Source organism: Aestuariimicrobium sp. T2.26MG-19.2B (genome assembly GCF_950101875.1).
Classification (GTDB): domain Bacteria; phylum Actinomycetota; class Actinomycetes; order Propionibacteriales; family Propionibacteriaceae; genus Aestuariimicrobium; species Aestuariimicrobium kwangyangense.
Genome location: NZ_CATNLW010000001.1, coordinates 1 through 17236, shown reverse-complemented (window position 1 = coordinate 17236; position 17236 = coordinate 1). Strand labels below are relative to the sequence as shown.

16 protein-coding genes and 1 rRNA gene are annotated in these 17236 nt (G+C 67.5%); 15 read left to right on the top strand and 2 right to left on the bottom strand.

What is annotated here, in order from left to right:
• Nucleotides 1-4 precede the first annotated feature (4 nt).
• Together QQZ11_RS00085 and QQZ11_RS00080 are read right to left on the bottom strand one after the other, a co-directional pair.
• Entirely contained in the window at nt 5-1117 is a 1113-nt protein-coding gene (locus tag QQZ11_RS00085; protein ID WP_284548033.1) for a glycosyltransferase family 2 protein, read from the bottom strand.
• 43 nt (nt 1118-1160) lie between these two features.
• A complete protein-coding gene (locus QQZ11_RS00080; RefSeq protein WP_284548031.1) occupies nt 1161-1664 on the bottom strand; it encodes a hypothetical protein in 504 nt (167 codons plus the stop codon).
• 127 nt (nt 1665-1791) lie between these two features.
• Between QQZ11_RS00080 and QQZ11_RS00075 the strand changes: the two genes are divergently transcribed.
• From QQZ11_RS00075 to QQZ11_RS00005, 15 genes are all read left to right on the top strand, one after another.
• Complete coding sequence (locus tag QQZ11_RS00075; RefSeq protein ID WP_284548030.1) at nt 1792-2334, top strand: SseB family protein; 543 nt, start codon at nt 1792-1794, stop codon at nt 2332-2334.
• 148 nt (nt 2335-2482) lie between these two features.
• Nucleotides 2483-3244, top strand: coding sequence for a translation initiation factor IF-3 (gene infC / locus QQZ11_RS00070; RefSeq protein WP_157438912.1), 762 nt, complete (start codon nt 2483-2485; stop codon nt 3242-3244).
• 90 nt (nt 3245-3334) lie between these two features.
• Nucleotides 3335-3547: a large ribosomal subunit protein bL35 gene (locus tag QQZ11_RS00065; RefSeq protein WP_022909914.1), complete on the top strand. Its 213-nt coding sequence runs from the start codon at nt 3335-3337 to the stop codon at nt 3545-3547.
• A gap of 60 nt (nt 3548-3607) precedes the next feature.
• Nucleotides 3608-3976, top strand: coding sequence for a 50S ribosomal protein L20 (gene rplT / locus QQZ11_RS00060; protein WP_022909915.1), 369 nt, complete (start codon nt 3608-3610; stop codon nt 3974-3976).
• Nucleotides 3977-3992: 16 nt separating this feature from the next.
• The gene (locus tag QQZ11_RS00055; protein ID WP_284548029.1) at nt 3993-4829 is read left to right on the top strand and encodes a TrmH family RNA methyltransferase; all 837 of its coding nucleotides are present in this window, start codon (nt 3993-3995) and stop codon (nt 4827-4829) included.
• Nucleotides 4830-5016: 187 nt separating this feature from the next.
• Nucleotides 5017-6126, top strand: coding sequence for a phenylalanine--tRNA ligase subunit alpha (pheS, locus tag QQZ11_RS00050; RefSeq protein WP_022909917.1), 1110 nt, complete (start codon nt 5017-5019; stop codon nt 6124-6126).
• Complete coding sequence (pheT, locus tag QQZ11_RS00045; RefSeq protein WP_284548028.1) at nt 6123-8639, top strand: phenylalanine--tRNA ligase subunit beta; 2517 nt, start codon at nt 6123-6125, stop codon at nt 8637-8639. Before pheS ends, pheT begins: the two co-directional genes overlap by 4 nt.
• Before the next feature lie 68 nt (nt 8640-8707).
• The gene (argC, locus tag QQZ11_RS00040; protein WP_284548027.1) at nt 8708-9745 is read left to right on the top strand and encodes an N-acetyl-gamma-glutamyl-phosphate reductase; all 1038 of its coding nucleotides are present in this window, start codon (nt 8708-8710) and stop codon (nt 9743-9745) included.
• Entirely contained in the window at nt 9742-10917 is a 1176-nt protein-coding gene (argJ, locus tag QQZ11_RS00035) for a bifunctional glutamate N-acetyltransferase/amino-acid acetyltransferase ArgJ (protein WP_284548025.1), read from the top strand. Before argC ends, argJ begins: the two co-directional genes overlap by 4 nt.
• Nucleotides 10914-11846 carry an acetylglutamate kinase gene (argB, locus tag QQZ11_RS00030; protein ID WP_284548024.1) on the top strand — a complete coding sequence of 311 codons (933 nt, stop codon included), beginning with the start codon at nt 10914-10916 and terminating at the stop codon, nt 11844-11846. Before argJ ends, argB begins: the two co-directional genes overlap by 4 nt.
• Nucleotides 11843-13069 carry an acetylornithine transaminase gene (locus QQZ11_RS00025; RefSeq protein WP_284548022.1) on the top strand — a complete coding sequence of 409 codons (1227 nt, stop codon included), beginning with the start codon at nt 11843-11845 and terminating at the stop codon, nt 13067-13069. The genes argB and QQZ11_RS00025 overlap by 4 nt, the downstream gene beginning before the upstream one ends.
• A complete protein-coding gene (gene argR, locus QQZ11_RS00020; RefSeq protein ID WP_284548021.1) occupies nt 13066-13587 on the top strand; it encodes an arginine repressor in 522 nt (173 codons plus the stop codon). The genes QQZ11_RS00025 and argR overlap by 4 nt, the downstream gene beginning before the upstream one ends.
• Nucleotides 13584-15059 carry an argininosuccinate lyase gene (gene argH / locus QQZ11_RS00015; protein WP_284548020.1) on the top strand — a complete coding sequence of 492 codons (1476 nt, stop codon included), beginning with the start codon at nt 13584-13586 and terminating at the stop codon, nt 15057-15059. Before argR ends, argH begins: the two co-directional genes overlap by 4 nt.
• A gap of 76 nt (nt 15060-15135) precedes the next feature.
• Nucleotides 15136-16401: a tyrosine--tRNA ligase gene (tyrS, locus tag QQZ11_RS00010; RefSeq protein WP_284548017.1), complete on the top strand. Its 1266-nt coding sequence runs from the start codon at nt 15136-15138 to the stop codon at nt 16399-16401.
• A gap of 671 nt (nt 16402-17072) precedes the next feature.
• Nucleotides 17073-17236 (top strand): 16S ribosomal RNA (locus tag QQZ11_RS00005); the annotation flags it as partial.

Sequence of the window (17236 nt, the reverse complement as noted above, 5' to 3'; positions counted from 1 at the left end):
TGACTCACGCGCCCCCCTCGATGTCGGTCTCCACCACGGCGGTGTCGTCGGTCCGTGCCGGCAGATCCCTGTGCTGCACTGCGGGGGGTTCCAGCACTGCGCGATGCCTGCCGTCTGTGTTGAGACGCTCGGCCACCACGTAGTGGGGACGCTGCTTGACCTCCAGGTAGATGCGTCCCACATACTCGGCAATGATGGCGAGACTGACCAGCTGTACCCCACTCATCAGGATCACCAGACCGACGGTGGTCAGGTAGCCGGGCGAGTCGACCCCGTGCCGGATCCATTTGACGAGCAACCAAACCAGGTAGAGCAGCCCCACGGTGATGGCACCGAGGCCGAATGCCAGCACCCCTCGCAAGGGCTTGCGATTGAAGCTGATGACTCCGTCGATCCCGTAGTTGAGCAGGGAACCCAACGTCCACGAGGATTCACCCGCGTCCCGCAGCACGTTGCGGTAGCTGATCACCTTCGTGGAATACCCGATCCAGCTGAACAGGCCCTTGGAGAAGCGATTCTGTTCATTGAGTTCCAGTAGCGAGTCGACCGCGCGCCTGCTGAGAATGCGAAAGTCTCCGACACCATCTGTCAATTGCACGTCGACCAGATTGTTGACGAAGCGGTAGAAGATCTTGGAGAGAATCTTGCGCGTCGCGGAATCCCCATCGCGAGACCGTCGGGCAACCACCTGGTCGGCCCCGCCCTGGGCGAGCACCTCGACCATGTCTCGCACCATCTGTGGAGGGTGCTGCAGGTCAGCGTCCATGATGACGACCGCGTCCCCCTTGGCTGCACGCAGGCCGGCCAACATGGCAGGTTCCTTGCCGAAGTTGCGACTGAACGAGAGCACCACCACGCGCGGGTCGTTCGCTGCCAGTCGCCGAGCGACCTCCAGTGTCCGGTCGCGGGATCCATCATCGACCAACACCAGCTCGTAATCGCCGCTGACCTCGGCCATGGCGGCGCGCGTCTCAAGGTACAGTCGGTCAAGTGACTTCTCCTCGTTGTGGCACGGAACCACAAGCGAAATGAGTGTGAACAACCCAGTCTCCTCGTGACGGTTCCGCCATCCGAAATGGCGACAATCCCACCCGTAGACTACTGAGCGACCGGGCAAGTTCAGGGAGCGATCCGCATCCCTTGCTTGGGTGTGAAGCAGATCACTCGATCCCGCGCTTCTTCAGCAGCGCCTCGATCTCGGCCATCTCGTCATCCACCGGAGCCGAACTGCGCCGCTGCTGGGGCACCGGAGCAGCCGCCTGACCGGCCGACCCACGCGCGGCAACCGCCTTGGTCGGCCCCGCGCCCTTGACGCCCGCCGAGGGACGACGGGACTGGCGGACCTGCTTGGCCTCCTGCCGGGTACGAGGATTCAGTCGTCCGCCCGCGATGAACATCAGCACGGCCACCGCAAGGACGCCGAGCCCGATCATCATGGCGAGCGTCATGGTGGCGTGCTGGAAGTACTGGCCCACGGCCTGGGCGCCGATGACCACCGGGCGCATGGCGCCCGTGACCAGCAGTCCCACGGGAACCAGGGCGAACGCCGACCAGCGCAGCACCGGGCGCGGCCCCAACCCGCGCAGGTGGGAGTGGACCGCCCCGCCGACACAGAGCAGGCTGAGCACGACTGTCGCGATGACGGTCCAGGTGAAGATGTCCATGTCGCAAGCGTGTCACACGCAGCCATCCACCCCGACGCCGTTGGCATGCGCCACGGGGCGAATCAGGGCTGTTCCGGGGAACCGCGCGACGACGGTGCGGTCAGGTGAGGGGCCTAGGCTGCTCGTCATGAAGCAGCTCTCCCAGCCCAACGCGGCCTGGCTCGACGACGACGGACGTGCCGACCCCTGGCTGCGTGGACGACTGGCCGAATCCGAGGGCAGGCTGGGATACCTGAGGGCCGTGGCGGCGCTGGGGGGTGCCCGGCTGCTGTTGCCGATCGTGGCGTCCGGAGACGAGTCGATGGACCGACCGGACCCCGATCGTCACGCCGAGATGGCGGCAGTGACCCTCGACCACCCCGAGTTGGGCCGGGCCCTGGTCGCCTTCTCGGGGATGGACGCCCTGCTGGCCTGGAACCGCGCTGCGCGTCCGGTTCCGTGCACCCTCGACGACCTCGCTGCCACGGTTGCCGAGGCCGGGGCCACCCTGCTGGTGATCGACCCCGCAGGCCCCCATCCCGTCACGGTGCTGGACGACGTGGTCACCGAACTCGCCCGGGGTCGAAGGCTGGTCGAACTGGACGACGGAACCTTCGGCTGGGCCTTCGTCGAGACCGACAACGGCGCTGCCCGGACGGGAACGGCCGATTCGGCCAACAGCCGTCCATGAGCTAACATGGGGCATCGGTGATCGGTCCACGTCGACGATCCAAGCAAGTGGAGGCCTGACCTCCCACCCGCCTCGAATCCAGGTTCGACGGGTCGGCACCCGCAGTGGGGTGGAGGAACGCACACGCGTTCTCGTCCACCCAGTCTGCATCGTCAGGCCTTCGCATGCGCGGAGGCCTTTTTCGTCGGCCGAGCACCCGTCAATCAACCTTGGAGGACACATCAGCACCGAACCCCGCATCAATGAGCGGATCCGCGTTCCGGAGGTCCGCTTGGTCGGCCCTGCCGGCGAGCAGGTCGGAATCGTGCGCATGGAGCAGGCGCTCCAACTTGCGCGCGAGCACGACCTCGACGTGGTCGAGGTCGCGCCGCAGGCTCGCCCGCCCGTGGTCAAGCTCATGGACTACGGCAAGTTCAAGTACGAGAACGCCCAGAAGGCTCGTGAGACACGTCGTAACCAGACGAACACGGTCATCAAGGAGATGAAGCTCCGTCCCAAGATCGACCAGCACGACTACGACACCAAGAAGGGCCACGTCGTCCGCTTCCTCAAGGCAGGCGACAAGGTGAAGATCACCATCATGTTCCGCGGACGCGAGCAGTCGCGCCCCGAACTGGGTGTCAACCTGCTGCAGCGACTGGCCGAGGACGTGGCCGAGTTCGGCTACGTCGAGTCCTCGCCGAAGCTGGACGGCCGCAACATGCTCATGGTGTTGGGCCCGACCCGCAAGAAGACGGAAGCCCGCGCCGACGTCAAGGCCGAACGTGACCGCCGCATGGCCGAGCGTCAGGCTGGTCACGACGCCGAGCGCGAGCTCGAGGCCGAGTTGCGCGCAGCACACCAGGCCCAGCCCACCCCGAAGAAGAAGCGGGGGCCGGCGGACAACCTGGACCCCGACATCGACGTCTGAGTCGATCCACCACAGACCTCTGACGGGAAACCGTCAGGACCCGGACCGGGCCTGCCCCGATCCGGCCACCACATGAAGGAGAGCGGCGACATGCCCAAGAACAAGACGCACTCGGGAACCAAGAAGCGCTTCAAGGTCACCGGTTCCGGCAAGCTCATGCGCCTGCAGGCCGGCCGCAAGTCCGGCGCTGCGTTCGCCTCGGCGCCCACCACCGGGAGCCGCAACAAGCACCGCCAGAAGAGCGGGCTGGTCGAGGTCTCGGCCGCAGACCTCAAGACCATCAAGAAGCTGCTGGGTCGCTGACCCTTCCCTGATCCACCCCTTCCCGAAGCACCCCCTTCCTGATCCACGAGGAGAAACACCATGGCACGCACCAAGCGTTCTGTGAATGCGCAGAAGAAGCGTCGCGAGGTACTGGAGCTCGCATCCGGTTACCGAGGACAGCGCTCGCGCCTGTACCGCAAGGCCAAGGAGCAGCTGCTCCACTCGGCCACCTACGCCTACCGTGACCGCCGCGCCAAGAAGGGCGACTTCCGCTCGCTGTGGATCCAGCGGATCAACGCCGCGTGCCGCGCCGAGGGCATGACCTACAACCGTTTCATCAACGGGCTGAAGAACGGTGGCATCGAGGTCGACCGCAAGATCCTCGCCGAACTGGCCGTCAACGACGCTGCGACCTTCACGGCGCTCGTCCAGGTGGCCAAGGACAACCAGCCGGTTGCCGCGGCCTGAGTCTGGCCCCGTCGACGTGACTGACGACAGCTTCGAGCCGGTCGCAGCCCTTCCCCTGGTCTCCAAGGGACAGCTGCGGTCGGCTCGTCAGCTTCTGCAGCGTCGCGGACGAGACGAGTCCGGGCGATTCCTGGTCGAGGGCACCCAGGCCGTGCGGGAAGCTCTCAAGCGTCCCGAGATCGTCGAGGCGGTCATCGTCGACGACCCGGCGCGCCACGCCGAACTGCTGTCGATGGCGAACCCCGACCTGTGCTGGGCCGCGACCCCGTCCGACATCGCCCAACTGGCCGACACCGTGACCAGCCAGGGCATCTTCGCGATCTGCCGACAGCTGGAGTCCAGCTGGGACGACGTCCCCGCGCCGAGACTGGTGGTCATCTGCTCACAGGTGCGTGACCCCGGCAATGCCGGCACGGTCATCCGTTGTGCCGACGCATTCGGTGCCGACCTGGTCGTGCTGACCAAGGGTTCGGTCGAACTGCACAACCCCAAGACGGTGCGTGCCTCCGTCGGGTCGATCTTCCACCTGCCCGTCGTCACAGGGGTGACCCTCGACGAGGCAGTGGCCCACCTTCGAGCGCACGGCATGGCAGTGCTCGCCGCCGATGGTGGCGGCGCCTCACTCGACCAGGTCGAGCACTCCGGGGGTCTCAGCGGACCCACGGCCTGGATCTTGGGCAACGAGGCCTGGGGGCTTCCGGAGAGTGACCGGGCGTTGGCCGACCACGTGGTCGGGGTACCCATGTGGGGCCAGGCCGAGTCACTCAACCTGTCGACCGCCGCCGCCGTGTGCCTGTACGCCACCGCCAGCGCCCAGCGGGCCGCTCTGGACGAGCCCGGCGCCTCATCCTGAGGCTGCTGCACCCGTCACCGGGCCCACAGCTGCGCAGGGGCGTCGACTGCTAGAGTCAGCCGCATGCGTGGACTGCGATTTCGGTGCCCCCGGCCGGTTGGCCGTGGGAGGCGCCACGCGTCCTGACCCGCGGTGACCGGTCGGGGGAGAACCGACCCACCCTCCTCCCCCGAAAGGACGGCGCCCAATGAGCGGGCCCAACACGAACTACGACCCTGTGCAGGTCACCCCCTTGAAGGCCGACCAGATCGAGGCGATGGTCGCCGAGGCCCTCGCCGCGATCGACGGGGCCTCCACCACCGACGAACTCAAGGCAGTGCGCCTCGCCCATGTCGGCGAGAAGTCGCCCCTGGCTCTGGCCAACCGCGAGATCGGCGCCCTGCCGCCGCAGGCGCGCAAGGACGCCGGCCAACGCATGGGCCGCGCGCGTTCCACGGTGAACCAGGCCATCACGGCACGTCAGGCCGAACTGGCCCGGGCAGAACTCACCGCCAGACTTGCCTCGGAGCGCATCGACATGACCCTGCCGGTGGAGCAGCATCCGGAAGGTGCCATCCATCCCCTGACCGCCATGATGGACATGATGAGCGACGTCTTCCTCAACCTGGGTTGGGAGGTGGCAGAGGGTCCCGAACTCGAGGCCGAGTGGCTCAACTTCGACGCGCTCAACACCGGGCCCGACCACCCAGCCCGGGGGCTCACCGACACCATCTTCGTCGAGCCGCTGGCGAACCACATCCTGATGCGGACGCAGACCTCGCCCGTGCAGGCGCGAACGCTGCTCACCCGTGACCTGCCCGTGTACGTCGTCTGCCCCGGCAAGGTGTACCGGGCCGATGAGTACGACGCGACCCACCTGCCCGTCTTCCACCAACTCGAAGGGCTGGTCGTCGACCGGGGCATCTCGATGGCCCATCTGAAGGGCACCCTCGACCACCTCGCCCGCTCGCTGTTCGGTGACATCTCCACCCGGCTGCGCCCGCACTACTTCCCGTTCACCGAGCCGAGCGCCGAGATCGACCTTGAGTGCTTCGTCTGCCATGGCGCGTCCGTCGGCAACCCGGATCGTCCCTGCCGCACCTGCCGGTCGGAGGGATGGATCGAGTGGGGCGGCTGCGGTGTGGTCAACCCGCGCGTGCTGATCGCCGCTGGAGTCGACCCCGACGTCTACTCCGGCATCGCCTTCGGCATGGGCATCGACCGCACGGTCATGTTCCGCAACAACGCCTCCGACCTGCGCGACTTCGTCGAGGGCGACATCCGTTTCAGCCGCTCGCTTCTGGGAGGAGCACGATGAGGGCACCCCTGTCATGGCTGCGGGAGCTCGTGCAGCTGCCCGCCGACATCACCACGACCCAGATCGCCGACCGCTGGACCCGCGCCGGCCTCAACGTCGAACGCATCGAGTCCACCGACGGGGACGTCAGTGGTCCGGTGGTCATCGGACGTGTGCTCAGCCTGGTCGAGGAACCCCAGAAGAACGGCAAGACCATTCGCTGGTGCCGGGTCGACGTCGGCCCGCAGTTCAACGAACCCGCCACCGCGGACGAGCCCGCGGGTCGGGGTATCGTCTGCGGCGCATCAAACTTCAAGGTGGGCGACCACGTGGTTGTGGCACTACCCGGAGCGGTTCTGCCGGGGGACTTCGCCATCGCGGCCCGCAAGACCTACGGGCACGTCTCCGACGGCATGATCTGCGCCGAGGACGAGCTCGGGTTGGGCAGCGACCACGCCGGAATCATGGTGCTGCCGGAGGTGCTCGACGGACGTCCGCTGGTGCTGGGTGACGATGCCCTTGACGTGCTGAAGGCCCGCGACGAGGTGATCGAGGCCGACATCACCCCCGACACCGGTTACTGCCTGTCGATGCGAGGACTGGCGCGCGAGACGGCACAGGCGTTCGGCGTGGGCTTCACCGATCCCTACTCGTCACCAGTGCCACCGGAGACCTCGTCCGGTCACCCGGTCCTGGTTGACGACCCATCGGGGTGTTCGTTGTTCACGGCGACCGCCGTCACGGGGATCGACCCCCATCGTCCCTCGCCCAGCTGGTTGGTGCGCAGGCTCGAGGCCTCGGGCATGCGTTCCATCTCACTGGTGGTCGACATCACCAACTACGTCATGCTCGAGTCGGGTCAGCCGCTGCACGCCTACGACGGCGACTCCCTGCAGGGTGCGATCGTGGTGCGGCGGGCGCGTGAGGGCGAGACGTTGACGACCCTGGACGACGTCACCCGCGACCTGCGCGTGGGCGATGACCTGCTGATCTGCGACGACTCCGGCCCGATCGGTCTCGCGGGTGTCATGGGGGGCGCCACGACGGAGGTGACGGCCTCGACCACGACCGTCGTCCTCGAGGCGGCAACCTTCGATGCCGTGACGATCGCTCGCGCTTTCCGCGCCCACAAGCTGCCCAGCGAGGCCAGCAAGCGGTTCGAGCGCGGGGTCGACCCCGCCCTGGCGTGGGCGGCGGGTCAACGTGCCGCCGCCTTGATGGCCGAGCTCGCGGGGGGCACTGTCTCAGCCGCTGCGACCATCGTGGGGGGCCCTCGTGCCATGCCTGCACAACGCATTTCCGCCGACCTGCCGGCCACCATCCTGGGCGCCGACATCGGTCATGACGAGGTGATGGAGGTGCTGCGCGCGTCCGGGTGCGAGGTCGAGGTGATCGGCTCCGAACTGCGGGTGGTGCCGCCCACCTGGCGCGGTGACCTGGTCGACCCCTACGACTACGTCGAAGAGGTCGGACGCAAGGTGGGCTTCGAACGCATCGGCTCCGTGCTGCCCGTCGCCACCTCGGGGCGCGGACTCACGAGCGGGCAGCGGGGGAGACGCACCGTTGGCCGGGCCGCCGCGGACGCCGGGTTCGTGGAGCTGATCACCCTGCCATTCGTCTCGGACGATGAACTCACCCGCCTCGGCCTTCCCGAGGGCGACCCCCGACTGTCGGCAGTGAAACTGCAGAACCCCTTGTCGGATGCCCAGCCGTATCTGCGCACGTCGCTGCTCGGTGGACTGATGACAGCGGTGGGGCGCAACACCTCACGAGGTCAGGACGATCTGGCGCTGTTCGAGATCGGCAGTGTGTTCCATCAGCGTGGGGATGCCGTAGCGGCGCCGATGCCCTCGGTGTCGGCTCGTCCCTCCGAGGACGACATCGCCGCCCTCGATGCGGCACTGCCTGACCAGCCACGCATGCTCGCGGCGATCGTCACCGGCCAGTGGCGCGCGGCGGGTTGGCGGGGACCTGCCGTCCCGGCGGACTGGACCCATGTGGCAGCGCTGGCCGAGGCCGTGGCAGCCTCGGTTGGTCTGCGACTGGTCCGCCGAAACACCGAGCACGCCCCTTGGCACCCCGGCAGATGCGCCGAACTCCTGGTGGGTGGCGCTGTGATCGGCCATGTCGGGGAGTTGCACCCGGAGGTGGCACGGGCGTGGGGTCTGCCCGAGCGTCCCGCTGCGCTCGAACTCGACCTCGACGCGCTGTTGGCGGCCGCGCCGGGGCCCGGGGAGGTGGCACCCCTGCGCACGGCCATGGTTGCCAAGGAGGACGTGGCCCTGATCGTGGACGAGAGCGTGGCCTCGTCCGACGTACGCGATGCCTTGGTGGAGGGTGCAGGAGACCTGCTCGACTCGGTCCGGTTGTTCGACGTGTACCGCTCCGAGCAGGTGGGCCAGGGCAAGAAGTCCCTCGCGTTCGCTCTCAAGTTGCGGGGGGCGGCCACCCTCACCGACGCCGAAGCGGCTGAGGCGCGTGAACGCGCCGTCGCGGTCGCCGTCGAGCGGTTCGGCGCGGTGCACCGAGCCTGAGGGCTCTCGCCCGTCTCACCCGGCGGCGACGACTGGAATAAGTATGCCGTGACCGGCATACTTATTCCATGAGTTACACAGTCGCCGTCGCCGGGTGCACGGGCTACGCGGGTGGGGAGGTGCTCCGGCTGCTGCTGGGTCATCCCGACGTCACCATTGGGGCATTGACCGCCGGCTCGTCCGCCGGGACACTGGTGGGTCAACACCACCCCCACCTCGCCCCGCTGGCCGAGCGAGAGGTGATCGAGACGACCGCCGCCAACCTCGCCGGTCACGACATCGTGTTCCTCGCTCTCCCGCACGGCACCTCCGGTGCGATCGCAGCGCAGCTGGACGATGACGTGCTGGTCATCGACGCCGGCGCCGACTTCCGTCTGAGCAACCCGGACGACTGGGCCCACTGGTACGGCACCGAGCATGCAGGTACCTGGCCCTATGGCCTGCCCGAGTTGCCGGGCCAACGAGAGGTTCTCGCCAGCGCCCGCACCATCGCGGTGCCCGGCTGCTACCCGACGACCGCAACCCTGGCCCTGCTGCCGGCGGTCACCTCAGGGCTGATCACCGGTGCCGACGTCACCGTGGCCGCTGCCTCCGGCGCCTCGGGCGCCGGCAAGGCGGCCAAACCCAACCTGCTCGGATCAGAGTTGTTCGGTTCGGCGTCGGCCTACGGCCTCGGAGGTGCGCACCGCCACACCCCGGAGATCCTGCAGAACCTCCGGGTGCTGGGGGCGGAGAACCCGAGCATCAGCTTCACCCCGCTGTTGGTGCCGATGTCGCGCGGCATCCTGGCCGTCTGCACCGCCCCCTTGGCCCCCCACAGGTCCGCCAGCCCGCAACGGGTGCGAGAGGCCTATCTCGACGCGTACGCCGACGAGCCCTTCGTCCGGGTGCTCCCCGAAGGGCAGTGGCCGCAGAGTCAGCACGTGGTCGGATCCAACGCCGTGCAGGTGCAGGTGACCGTCGACCCATCGGTGAACAGACTGATTGCCGTGGCCACGCTCGACAACCTGACCAAGGGCACGGCCGGGGGAGCGATCCAGTCGATGAACCTCGCGCTCGGACTACCCGAGACCACCGGGCTCACCGCTGTGGGGGTCGCACCGTGACCATCACACGATCGGGACGTGGTGTGACCGCACCACTGGGCTTCGTCGCGGCCGGCGTGACCGCTGGCCTGAAGCCCTCGGGCAGGCCAGACCTGGCGCTCGTGCAGAACCTGGGCCCCAGCAAGGCAGCAGCGGCCGTCTTCACCAGCAACCGCGTCGTCGCAGCGCCCGTGGTGTGGTCGCGCGCGGCGGTCTCCGACGGGTCGCTCGACGCGGTGGTGCTCAACTCCGGCGGCGCCAACGCCTGCACCGGGCCCGGCGGGTACGCCGATGCGGTGACCACGGCCGAGCGTGTGGCCGCGGCTCTCCACCTGCTACCCGCACAGGTCGCCGTCTGTTCCACGGGACTGATCGGCGAGCGGTTGCCCATGCCAGTCCTCCTGGCAGGTGTGGACGATGCGGTCAACCAGCTCTCGTCCGAGAGCGGGGGGTCCGCGGCCACGGCGATCATGACCACCGACACCGTGTCGAAGTCGGTCGAGTTCACCCATGGAGACGGGTGGACGATCGGGGCCATGGGCAAGGGAGCAGGGATGCTCGCACCAGCCCTGGCGACCATGCTGGTGGTCATCACCACCGATGCGGTCGTGCCTCCCGACGTCGCCCAGGAGTCCCTGCGCAGCGCGACGGGTGTCACGCTCGACCGGCTCGATTCCGACGGGTGCATGAGCACGAACGACAGCGTCCTGCTGTTGGCCTCCGGCGCCTCGGGGATCACCCCTTCGGCCGAGGACTTCCGGTCGGGACTCACAGCCGTGCTCCACGACCTGGGCCAGCAACTCCTGTCGGATGCGGAAGGAGCCCACCACGACATCACCATCGCAGTCAGGGGAGCCGCCAGCACCGCAGACGCACTCGAGGTCGGACGGGCGATCGCGCGCAACAACCTGTTCAAGTGCGCCATCTACGGCGGCGACCCCAACTGGGGCAGAGCCCTTGCCGCCATCGGCACCACCGCGGCCCAGTTCGACCCCGAGCGGCTCGACGTGAGCTTCAACGGGGTGATGGTCTGCCGGTCGGGGGAGGTCGGGGACGACCGAGCACTCGTCGACCTGGGTCCCCGCGCTGTCACCGTCGAGGTCGACCTGCACGCCGGCGAGGAGTCGGCCACCATCTGGACCAATGACCTGACCCACGACTACGTCACCGAGAACTCGGAGTACTCCACATGAGCCGCGTGCGCGCCGACGACACCGAAGCCCTGCAGCGCAAGGCGTCCACCCTGATCGAGGCGCTGCCCTGGCTGAGCGAGTACGCCGGGAAGATCGTGGTCATCAAGTACGGCGGCAACGCCATGGTCAACGACGATCTCAAGCGAGCCTTCGCCGAGGACATCGTCTTCCTGCGCCGTTGCGGGGTGCTACCGGTGGTCGTGCACGGGGGCGGTCCGCAGATCTCGTCGATGCTGAAGCGGCTCGACATCTCATCCGAGTTCCGGGCCGGTTTCCGCGTGACCACCCCCGAGGCCATGGAGGTGGTCCGGATGGTGCTCGTCGGCCAGGTCGGACGAGAACTCGTCGGTCTGATCAACGCCCACGGCCCGTTCGCCATCGGTATGTCAGGAGAGGACGGGGGGCTGTTCACGGCAGTCCGTCGTGGGGTCGAGATAGACGGTGAGGATGTCGACCTGGGACTGGTGGGCGACGTCGCCGAGGTGCGCGCCCAAGGGGTGCTCGACCTGGTGCACAAGGGCCGCATCCCGGTCGTGGCCTCGGTCGCTCCCAATGCAGAGGGCGAGGTGCACAATCTCAATGCCGACACCGCCGCAGCCGCCCTCGCCGTTGCCCTGGGGGCCGAGCGACTGGTGATGATGACCGATGTCGCGGGCCTCTATGCCGACTGGCCCACCTCCGACACCGTGATCACGCAGATCTCGGCGGACGAGCTGCGCGAGCTCATGCCCCGGCTGGAGTCGGGCATGGTGCCGAAGATGGAGGCCTGTCTGCGTGCCGTCACCGAGGGGGTGCCCAAGGCGACCATCATCGATGGGCGTGTGCAGCACTGCCTGCTGCTCGAGATCTTCACCGACGACGGCATCGGCACCCTCGTCCAGAACGAATCCTCGTCCTTCCCCACACCCGAGAGTGGAGCCACCGCATGAGCCAGCCCACCGCAGCCGACCTGACCCTGCCCGAGGCCTCCGACGCCCCAGCCCTCAGCGAGCGTTACCAGCAGGTGATGATGAATGCCTTCGGAGGGCCGAAGCGGGTCTTCGTCCGCGGTGAGGGCTGTCACGTGTGGGACGACCAGGGCCGAAGGTACCTCGACCTTCTCTCCGGGCTCGCTGTCACGGCACTCGGCCACGCCCACCCGGCGGTGCTGTCGGCGATCACCTCACAGCTGTCGACCCTGGGTCACGTGTCCAACTTCTTCGCCACCCCCGCCCAGGTCACCCTGGCCGAGAAGCTGGTGCACCTGGTCGCCCCCGCCAGCGGAACCGGCCAGGCCCGGGTCTTCTTCACCAACTCGGGTACCGAGGCCAATGAGGCTGCCTTCAAACTGACCCGGTTGACGGGCCGCACCAAGATCATCGCGATGGAGGGAAGCTTCCACGGACGCACCATGGGAGCTCTGGCGATCACGTCCAACGTGAAGTACCGCGAGCCCTTCGCCCCGCTGCCCGGCGACGTCACCTTCGTGCCCTACGGCGACTCCGAGGCCTTGGCCGAGGCGATGGACGACCGGACGGCAGCAGTCGTGATCGAACCCATCCAGGGCGAGAACGGCGTGGTGGTGCCCCCCGATGACTTCCTCACCCACGCCCGGGAACTCTGCGACGCACACGGTGCCCTGCTGTGGTTCGACGAGGTGCAGACCGGTATGGGACGCACCGGTCGGTGGCTCGCCTCGCACCCGGTCACACCCGACCTGGTGACCTTGGCCAAGGGGTTGGGCAACGGGTTCCCGGTGGGGGCGTGCATCGGAATCGGACGGGCTGCCTCACTGTTGCAGCCGGGCCAGCACGGCACCACCTTCGGTGGCAACCCGGTGGCCGCCATCGCCGGCCTCGCGGTGATCGGGGTGATCGAGCGAGACGGTTTGCTCGGCAACGCCATCGAGCGGGGGGAGCAATTGGTGCGCGAGGTCGAGGGGTTGCACGATCCCCTCGTCGACCACGTGCGCGGCGCCGGTCTGCTACGCGGCATCGTGCTCTCCGAGCACGTCGCCACCAGTGTGTCCGATGCGCTGCTCGATGCCGGTTTCATCGTCAACGCCCCTCGCCCCGATGTCATCCGGGTCGCACCGCCGTTGATCATCACGGAGGGGCAGATCGGTTCCTTCGTCCAGGCGTTGGCCACAGCCCTGAGGGATGCCCGGCCATGAGTGACCGGGCGGGTGAGAGGGGAGTCTCGCGCACGGCCCGACAAGGGCTGGTGGCCACTCTGCTGCAGACCCACGAGGTGACCAGTCAGACAGAGTTGACAGACCTTCTCGCCGCGGAGGGTGTCGCTGTCACCCAAGGGACCGTCTCGAAGGACCTGCTGGAACTGGGCGCAGTACGCACCAGGTCGGCGAGCGGGGCGGTGGTCTACTCCCTTCCCGACGAGGTGGGCGGCGATCGCGACGGCGCGAACCAGAAGCTCGCCAAGGTGTGCACCGAGCTGCTCGTCTCGGCGGACGCCTCCGCCAACCTGGCCGTGGCCCACACGCCGCCGGGCGCGGCGCAGTACTTCGCGTCCGCGCTCGACCGGGCAAACTGGTCGGACGTGCTCGGCACCATCGCCGGCGACGACACCATCATGATCATCACCCGCGACCCCGAAGGGGGTGCCACGGTGGCGGAACGGTTGCTGAGCCTGGCAGCCACCCCCCGGGCGGGCAGAACCAGGAGCATGCCATGACCACTGCCGAGGGACACGACAGCGTCGACGGGCGCGGTGATGCGGGACCGATCGACCAGCCCCGGGGGGACCAAGGACGTCTCTGGGGTGGCCGCTTCGCCGGTGGCCCGGCCGACGCCATGTTCGCGCTGTCGGTCTCGACCCAGTTCGACTGGCGGCTGGCCCGGCATGACATCGCAGGGTCGCGGGCACACGCGTTGGCCCTGCACGCCGCCGGGCTGTTGACCGAGGACGAACTCACCCAGATGCACGCGGGCCTGGACCGGCTCGAGGCGGACGTTGCCTCGGGTGCATTCCGGGCCGCGCCCTCCGACGAGGACGTGCACGGTGCACTGGAGCGCGGACTGCGCGAGATCGTGGGTTCCGAACTCGGTGGACGACTGCGCGCCGGGCGCAGCCGCAATGACCAGATCGCCACGCTCATCAGGCGTTGGCTGCGGGAGCAGGTGCGCTCGCTGAGTCTCGACATCTCCGCGGTGGTCGACGCCCTGCACCACCAGGCCACCCGCAACCTCGGCGCCATCATGCCGGGGCGAACCCACCTGCAGTCGGCCCAGCCGGTACTGCTCAGCCATCACTTGCTGGCCCACGCATGGCCCCTGGTGCGCGACCTGCAGCGTCTGCGTGACCTCGACACCCGACTGTCGGTCAGCCCGTACGGCTCCGGGGCCCTGGCCGGTACCTCGTTGGGCCTGGACCCGGAACTTGTCGCCCGGGAACTGGGGTTCGACAGTTCTGTCGCGAACTCGATCGACGGCACCGCCGCGCGTGACCTGGTGAGCGAGGCCGCGTTCGTGCTGGCACAGGTGGGTGTCGACCTCTCACGACTGAGCGAAGACGTCATCCTGTGGTGCACCCACGAGTTCGGGTTCGCCACCCTCGACGATGCCTGGTCGACGGGCTCGAGCATCATGCCGCAGAAGAAGAACCCCGACGTGGCAGAGCTGGCCCGCGGCAAGGCGGGACGACTGGTCGGACACCTCGCCGGACTGTTGACCACGTTCAAGGGGCTCCCGCTCGCCTACAACCGCGACCTGCAGGAGGACAAGGAACCGATCTTCGACGCGGTCGACCAGTTGCACGTGCTGTTGCCGGCCGTGGCGGGCATGGTTTCGACCCTGACCTTCCACCACGACCGGATGGCCGAGGTGGCCCCGCGCGGATTCTCGCTCGCCACCGACATGGCCGACTGGTTGGTGCGCCAGCGCGTGCCGTTCGCCCGGGCCCACGAGATCACGGGACGAGCGGTGCAGTTCTGTGAGGCGAACGGTGTCGAGCTGCAACAGCTGACTGACTCCCAGTTGGCCGAGATCTCGCCCGAGCTGACCGGCGACGTGCGCGAGGTGCTGACGATCGAGGGTTCAACCGCTTCGCGCAACGGCCGTGGCGGAACGGCGGAGCCTCGGGTCCGCGAGCAGTTGGACGAACTCTCGGTCGCACTCGCCCAGGCGCGCGCCTTCGCAGCGAGCTGAGCGGGCGCGAGGCGTCCCGGTGTTCACCGGGGATGGTGGGGCGGACTCGAGCGCGCACGCTCGGTAGGCTGATCGGGTGAATGCGGTCTTCGACGAACTGTCCTGGCGCGGCTTGGTCGCGCACTCCACCGATGCCGAGGCGCTCGCCCAGCATCTGGACGATGGGCCCGTCACGTTCTACGTCGGCTTCGACCCCACGGCACCGAGCATCCACATGGGCAACCTGGTGCAGTTGATCGTTGCGCGACACCTGCAAGCCGCCGGCCACAAGCCCCTGCTGCTGGTGGGCGGTTCGACCGGCCTGATCGGCGACCCCAAGGAGTCGGGGGAGCGGGTCATGAACCCCGTGGACCAGGTGCACGCCTGGGTGGAGAAGATCAGGGCTCAGGTGAGTCGGTTCGTCAGCTTCGAGGGTGCCAATGCTGCCGAGGTGGTCAACAACTACGACTGGACGGCCAACCTGTCGACCCTCGACTTCCTCCGTGACGTGGGCAAGCACTTCCCCGTGAACCGGATGTTGGCCAGGGACGTGGTGTCTCGTCGCCTCGAGTCGGGGATCAGCTACACCGAGTTCAGCTACGTGCTGCTGCAGAGCCTCGACTACCGCGAGCTGTTCCGGTCGAAGGGCGCCACCCTGCAGACAGGTGGCTCGGACCAGTGGGGGAACATCACCGCTGGGGTCGAACTGATCCGCCGGTCGGAAGGGGCACGCGTGCACGCCCTGGCGACACCGCTGCTCACCAAGGCCGACGGCAGCAAGTTCGGCAAGACGGAGTCCGGCACCGTCTGGCTCGACGCCCAGATGACCTCGCCCTACGCCTTCCACCAGTTCTTCCTGAATGCCGAGGACGCGAAGGTCATCGAGTACCTCAAGGTCTTCTCACCCCGCGGGCGTGACGAGATCGGCGAACTCGAGCGCCAGGTGACCGAGGAACCGTGGAAGCGAGCCGCCCAGAAGGCCTTGGCCGATGACATCACCGACCTGGTGCACTCCGTGGACGACCGAAGGGCTGCGGTGGCTGCCGCCGAGGCGTTGTTCGGAAAGGGTGACCTTCGTGCGCTGCCCGCGGCCACGGTGCGGGCCGTGGCCCACGAGGTGGGAGGCGTCGAGCTGACGGACGGCAGCTTGCCCAACGTCGTGGATGCACTCGTGCTGGCCGGGGTCGTGGACTCCAAGGGAGCCGCCCGCCGCGCCGTGGACGAGGGCGGTGCCTATCTCAACAACGAGAAGGTCACCGACCCCGAGCGCCGACTCGTGGCTGACGACCTGCTGCCGGGCGGAGTGGCACTGCTCCGCCGAGGCAAGCGGACGCTTGGCGCCCTGCTGCTGCCCAAGGGCTGACCGAGCCCGGGAGGGAGCGAACCCGGTCTGGCTTGGGGCTGCGCGATGTCGACAAGCTCACACCGACCGGGTTTGCGCGATCGGTGACCTGCGCGTAATGTTTACCGAGCCTTGAAGGTGAGACGGACGGCGGAGCTCCTCGGAGTGGAGCCGGACGGACCCAGGGCCACATCTCTTGAACATCCCTCACGGGATGAGTGTGCGTACAGCTGGTACCCACTCGGATCGTGAATGACGCAAGAATGTGCAGGGAGGCGGATTTGACCCGGCTCCCGAATACAACTAAAGTTCATCAGGTTGCCCCACGGGGCGGCTGATCCTCGGAGAAGAAATGAAATCCATTCCTGGATGACATTGAATCGAAAAGGAACCAAGCCGGCGGATTTGACTCCGAAGGCGAGGAAGAAGTAAAGTTTCACGAGTTGCCCCTTGCGGATGGCCTTCGGGTTGGATGTGTGGGTCGCACCCGAATCTTGAGAACTCAACAGCGTGCTTTATAGTCAATGCTATGTAATGACAGTATTTTTTGTCTCGTGCCTGGGCTGGCCTTTTGGGGTTGGTTTGGGTGGAGATTCCTTTGATGAATGACAGTAAGATCCAGCAATGGTTTCTTTTGTCGGGATTCGGAACTCTTGGCTGCCTCGCCTTTTGTGGTGGGGTGGTTGTTGTTTTCAACGGAGAGTTTGATCCTGGCTCAGGACGAACGCTGGCGGCGTGCTTAACACATGCAAGTCGAGCGGTAAGGCCTTTCGGGGTACACGAGCGGCGAACGGGTGAGTAACACGTGAGTAACCTGCCCCAGACTTTGGGATAACAGTTGGAAACAGCTGCTAAT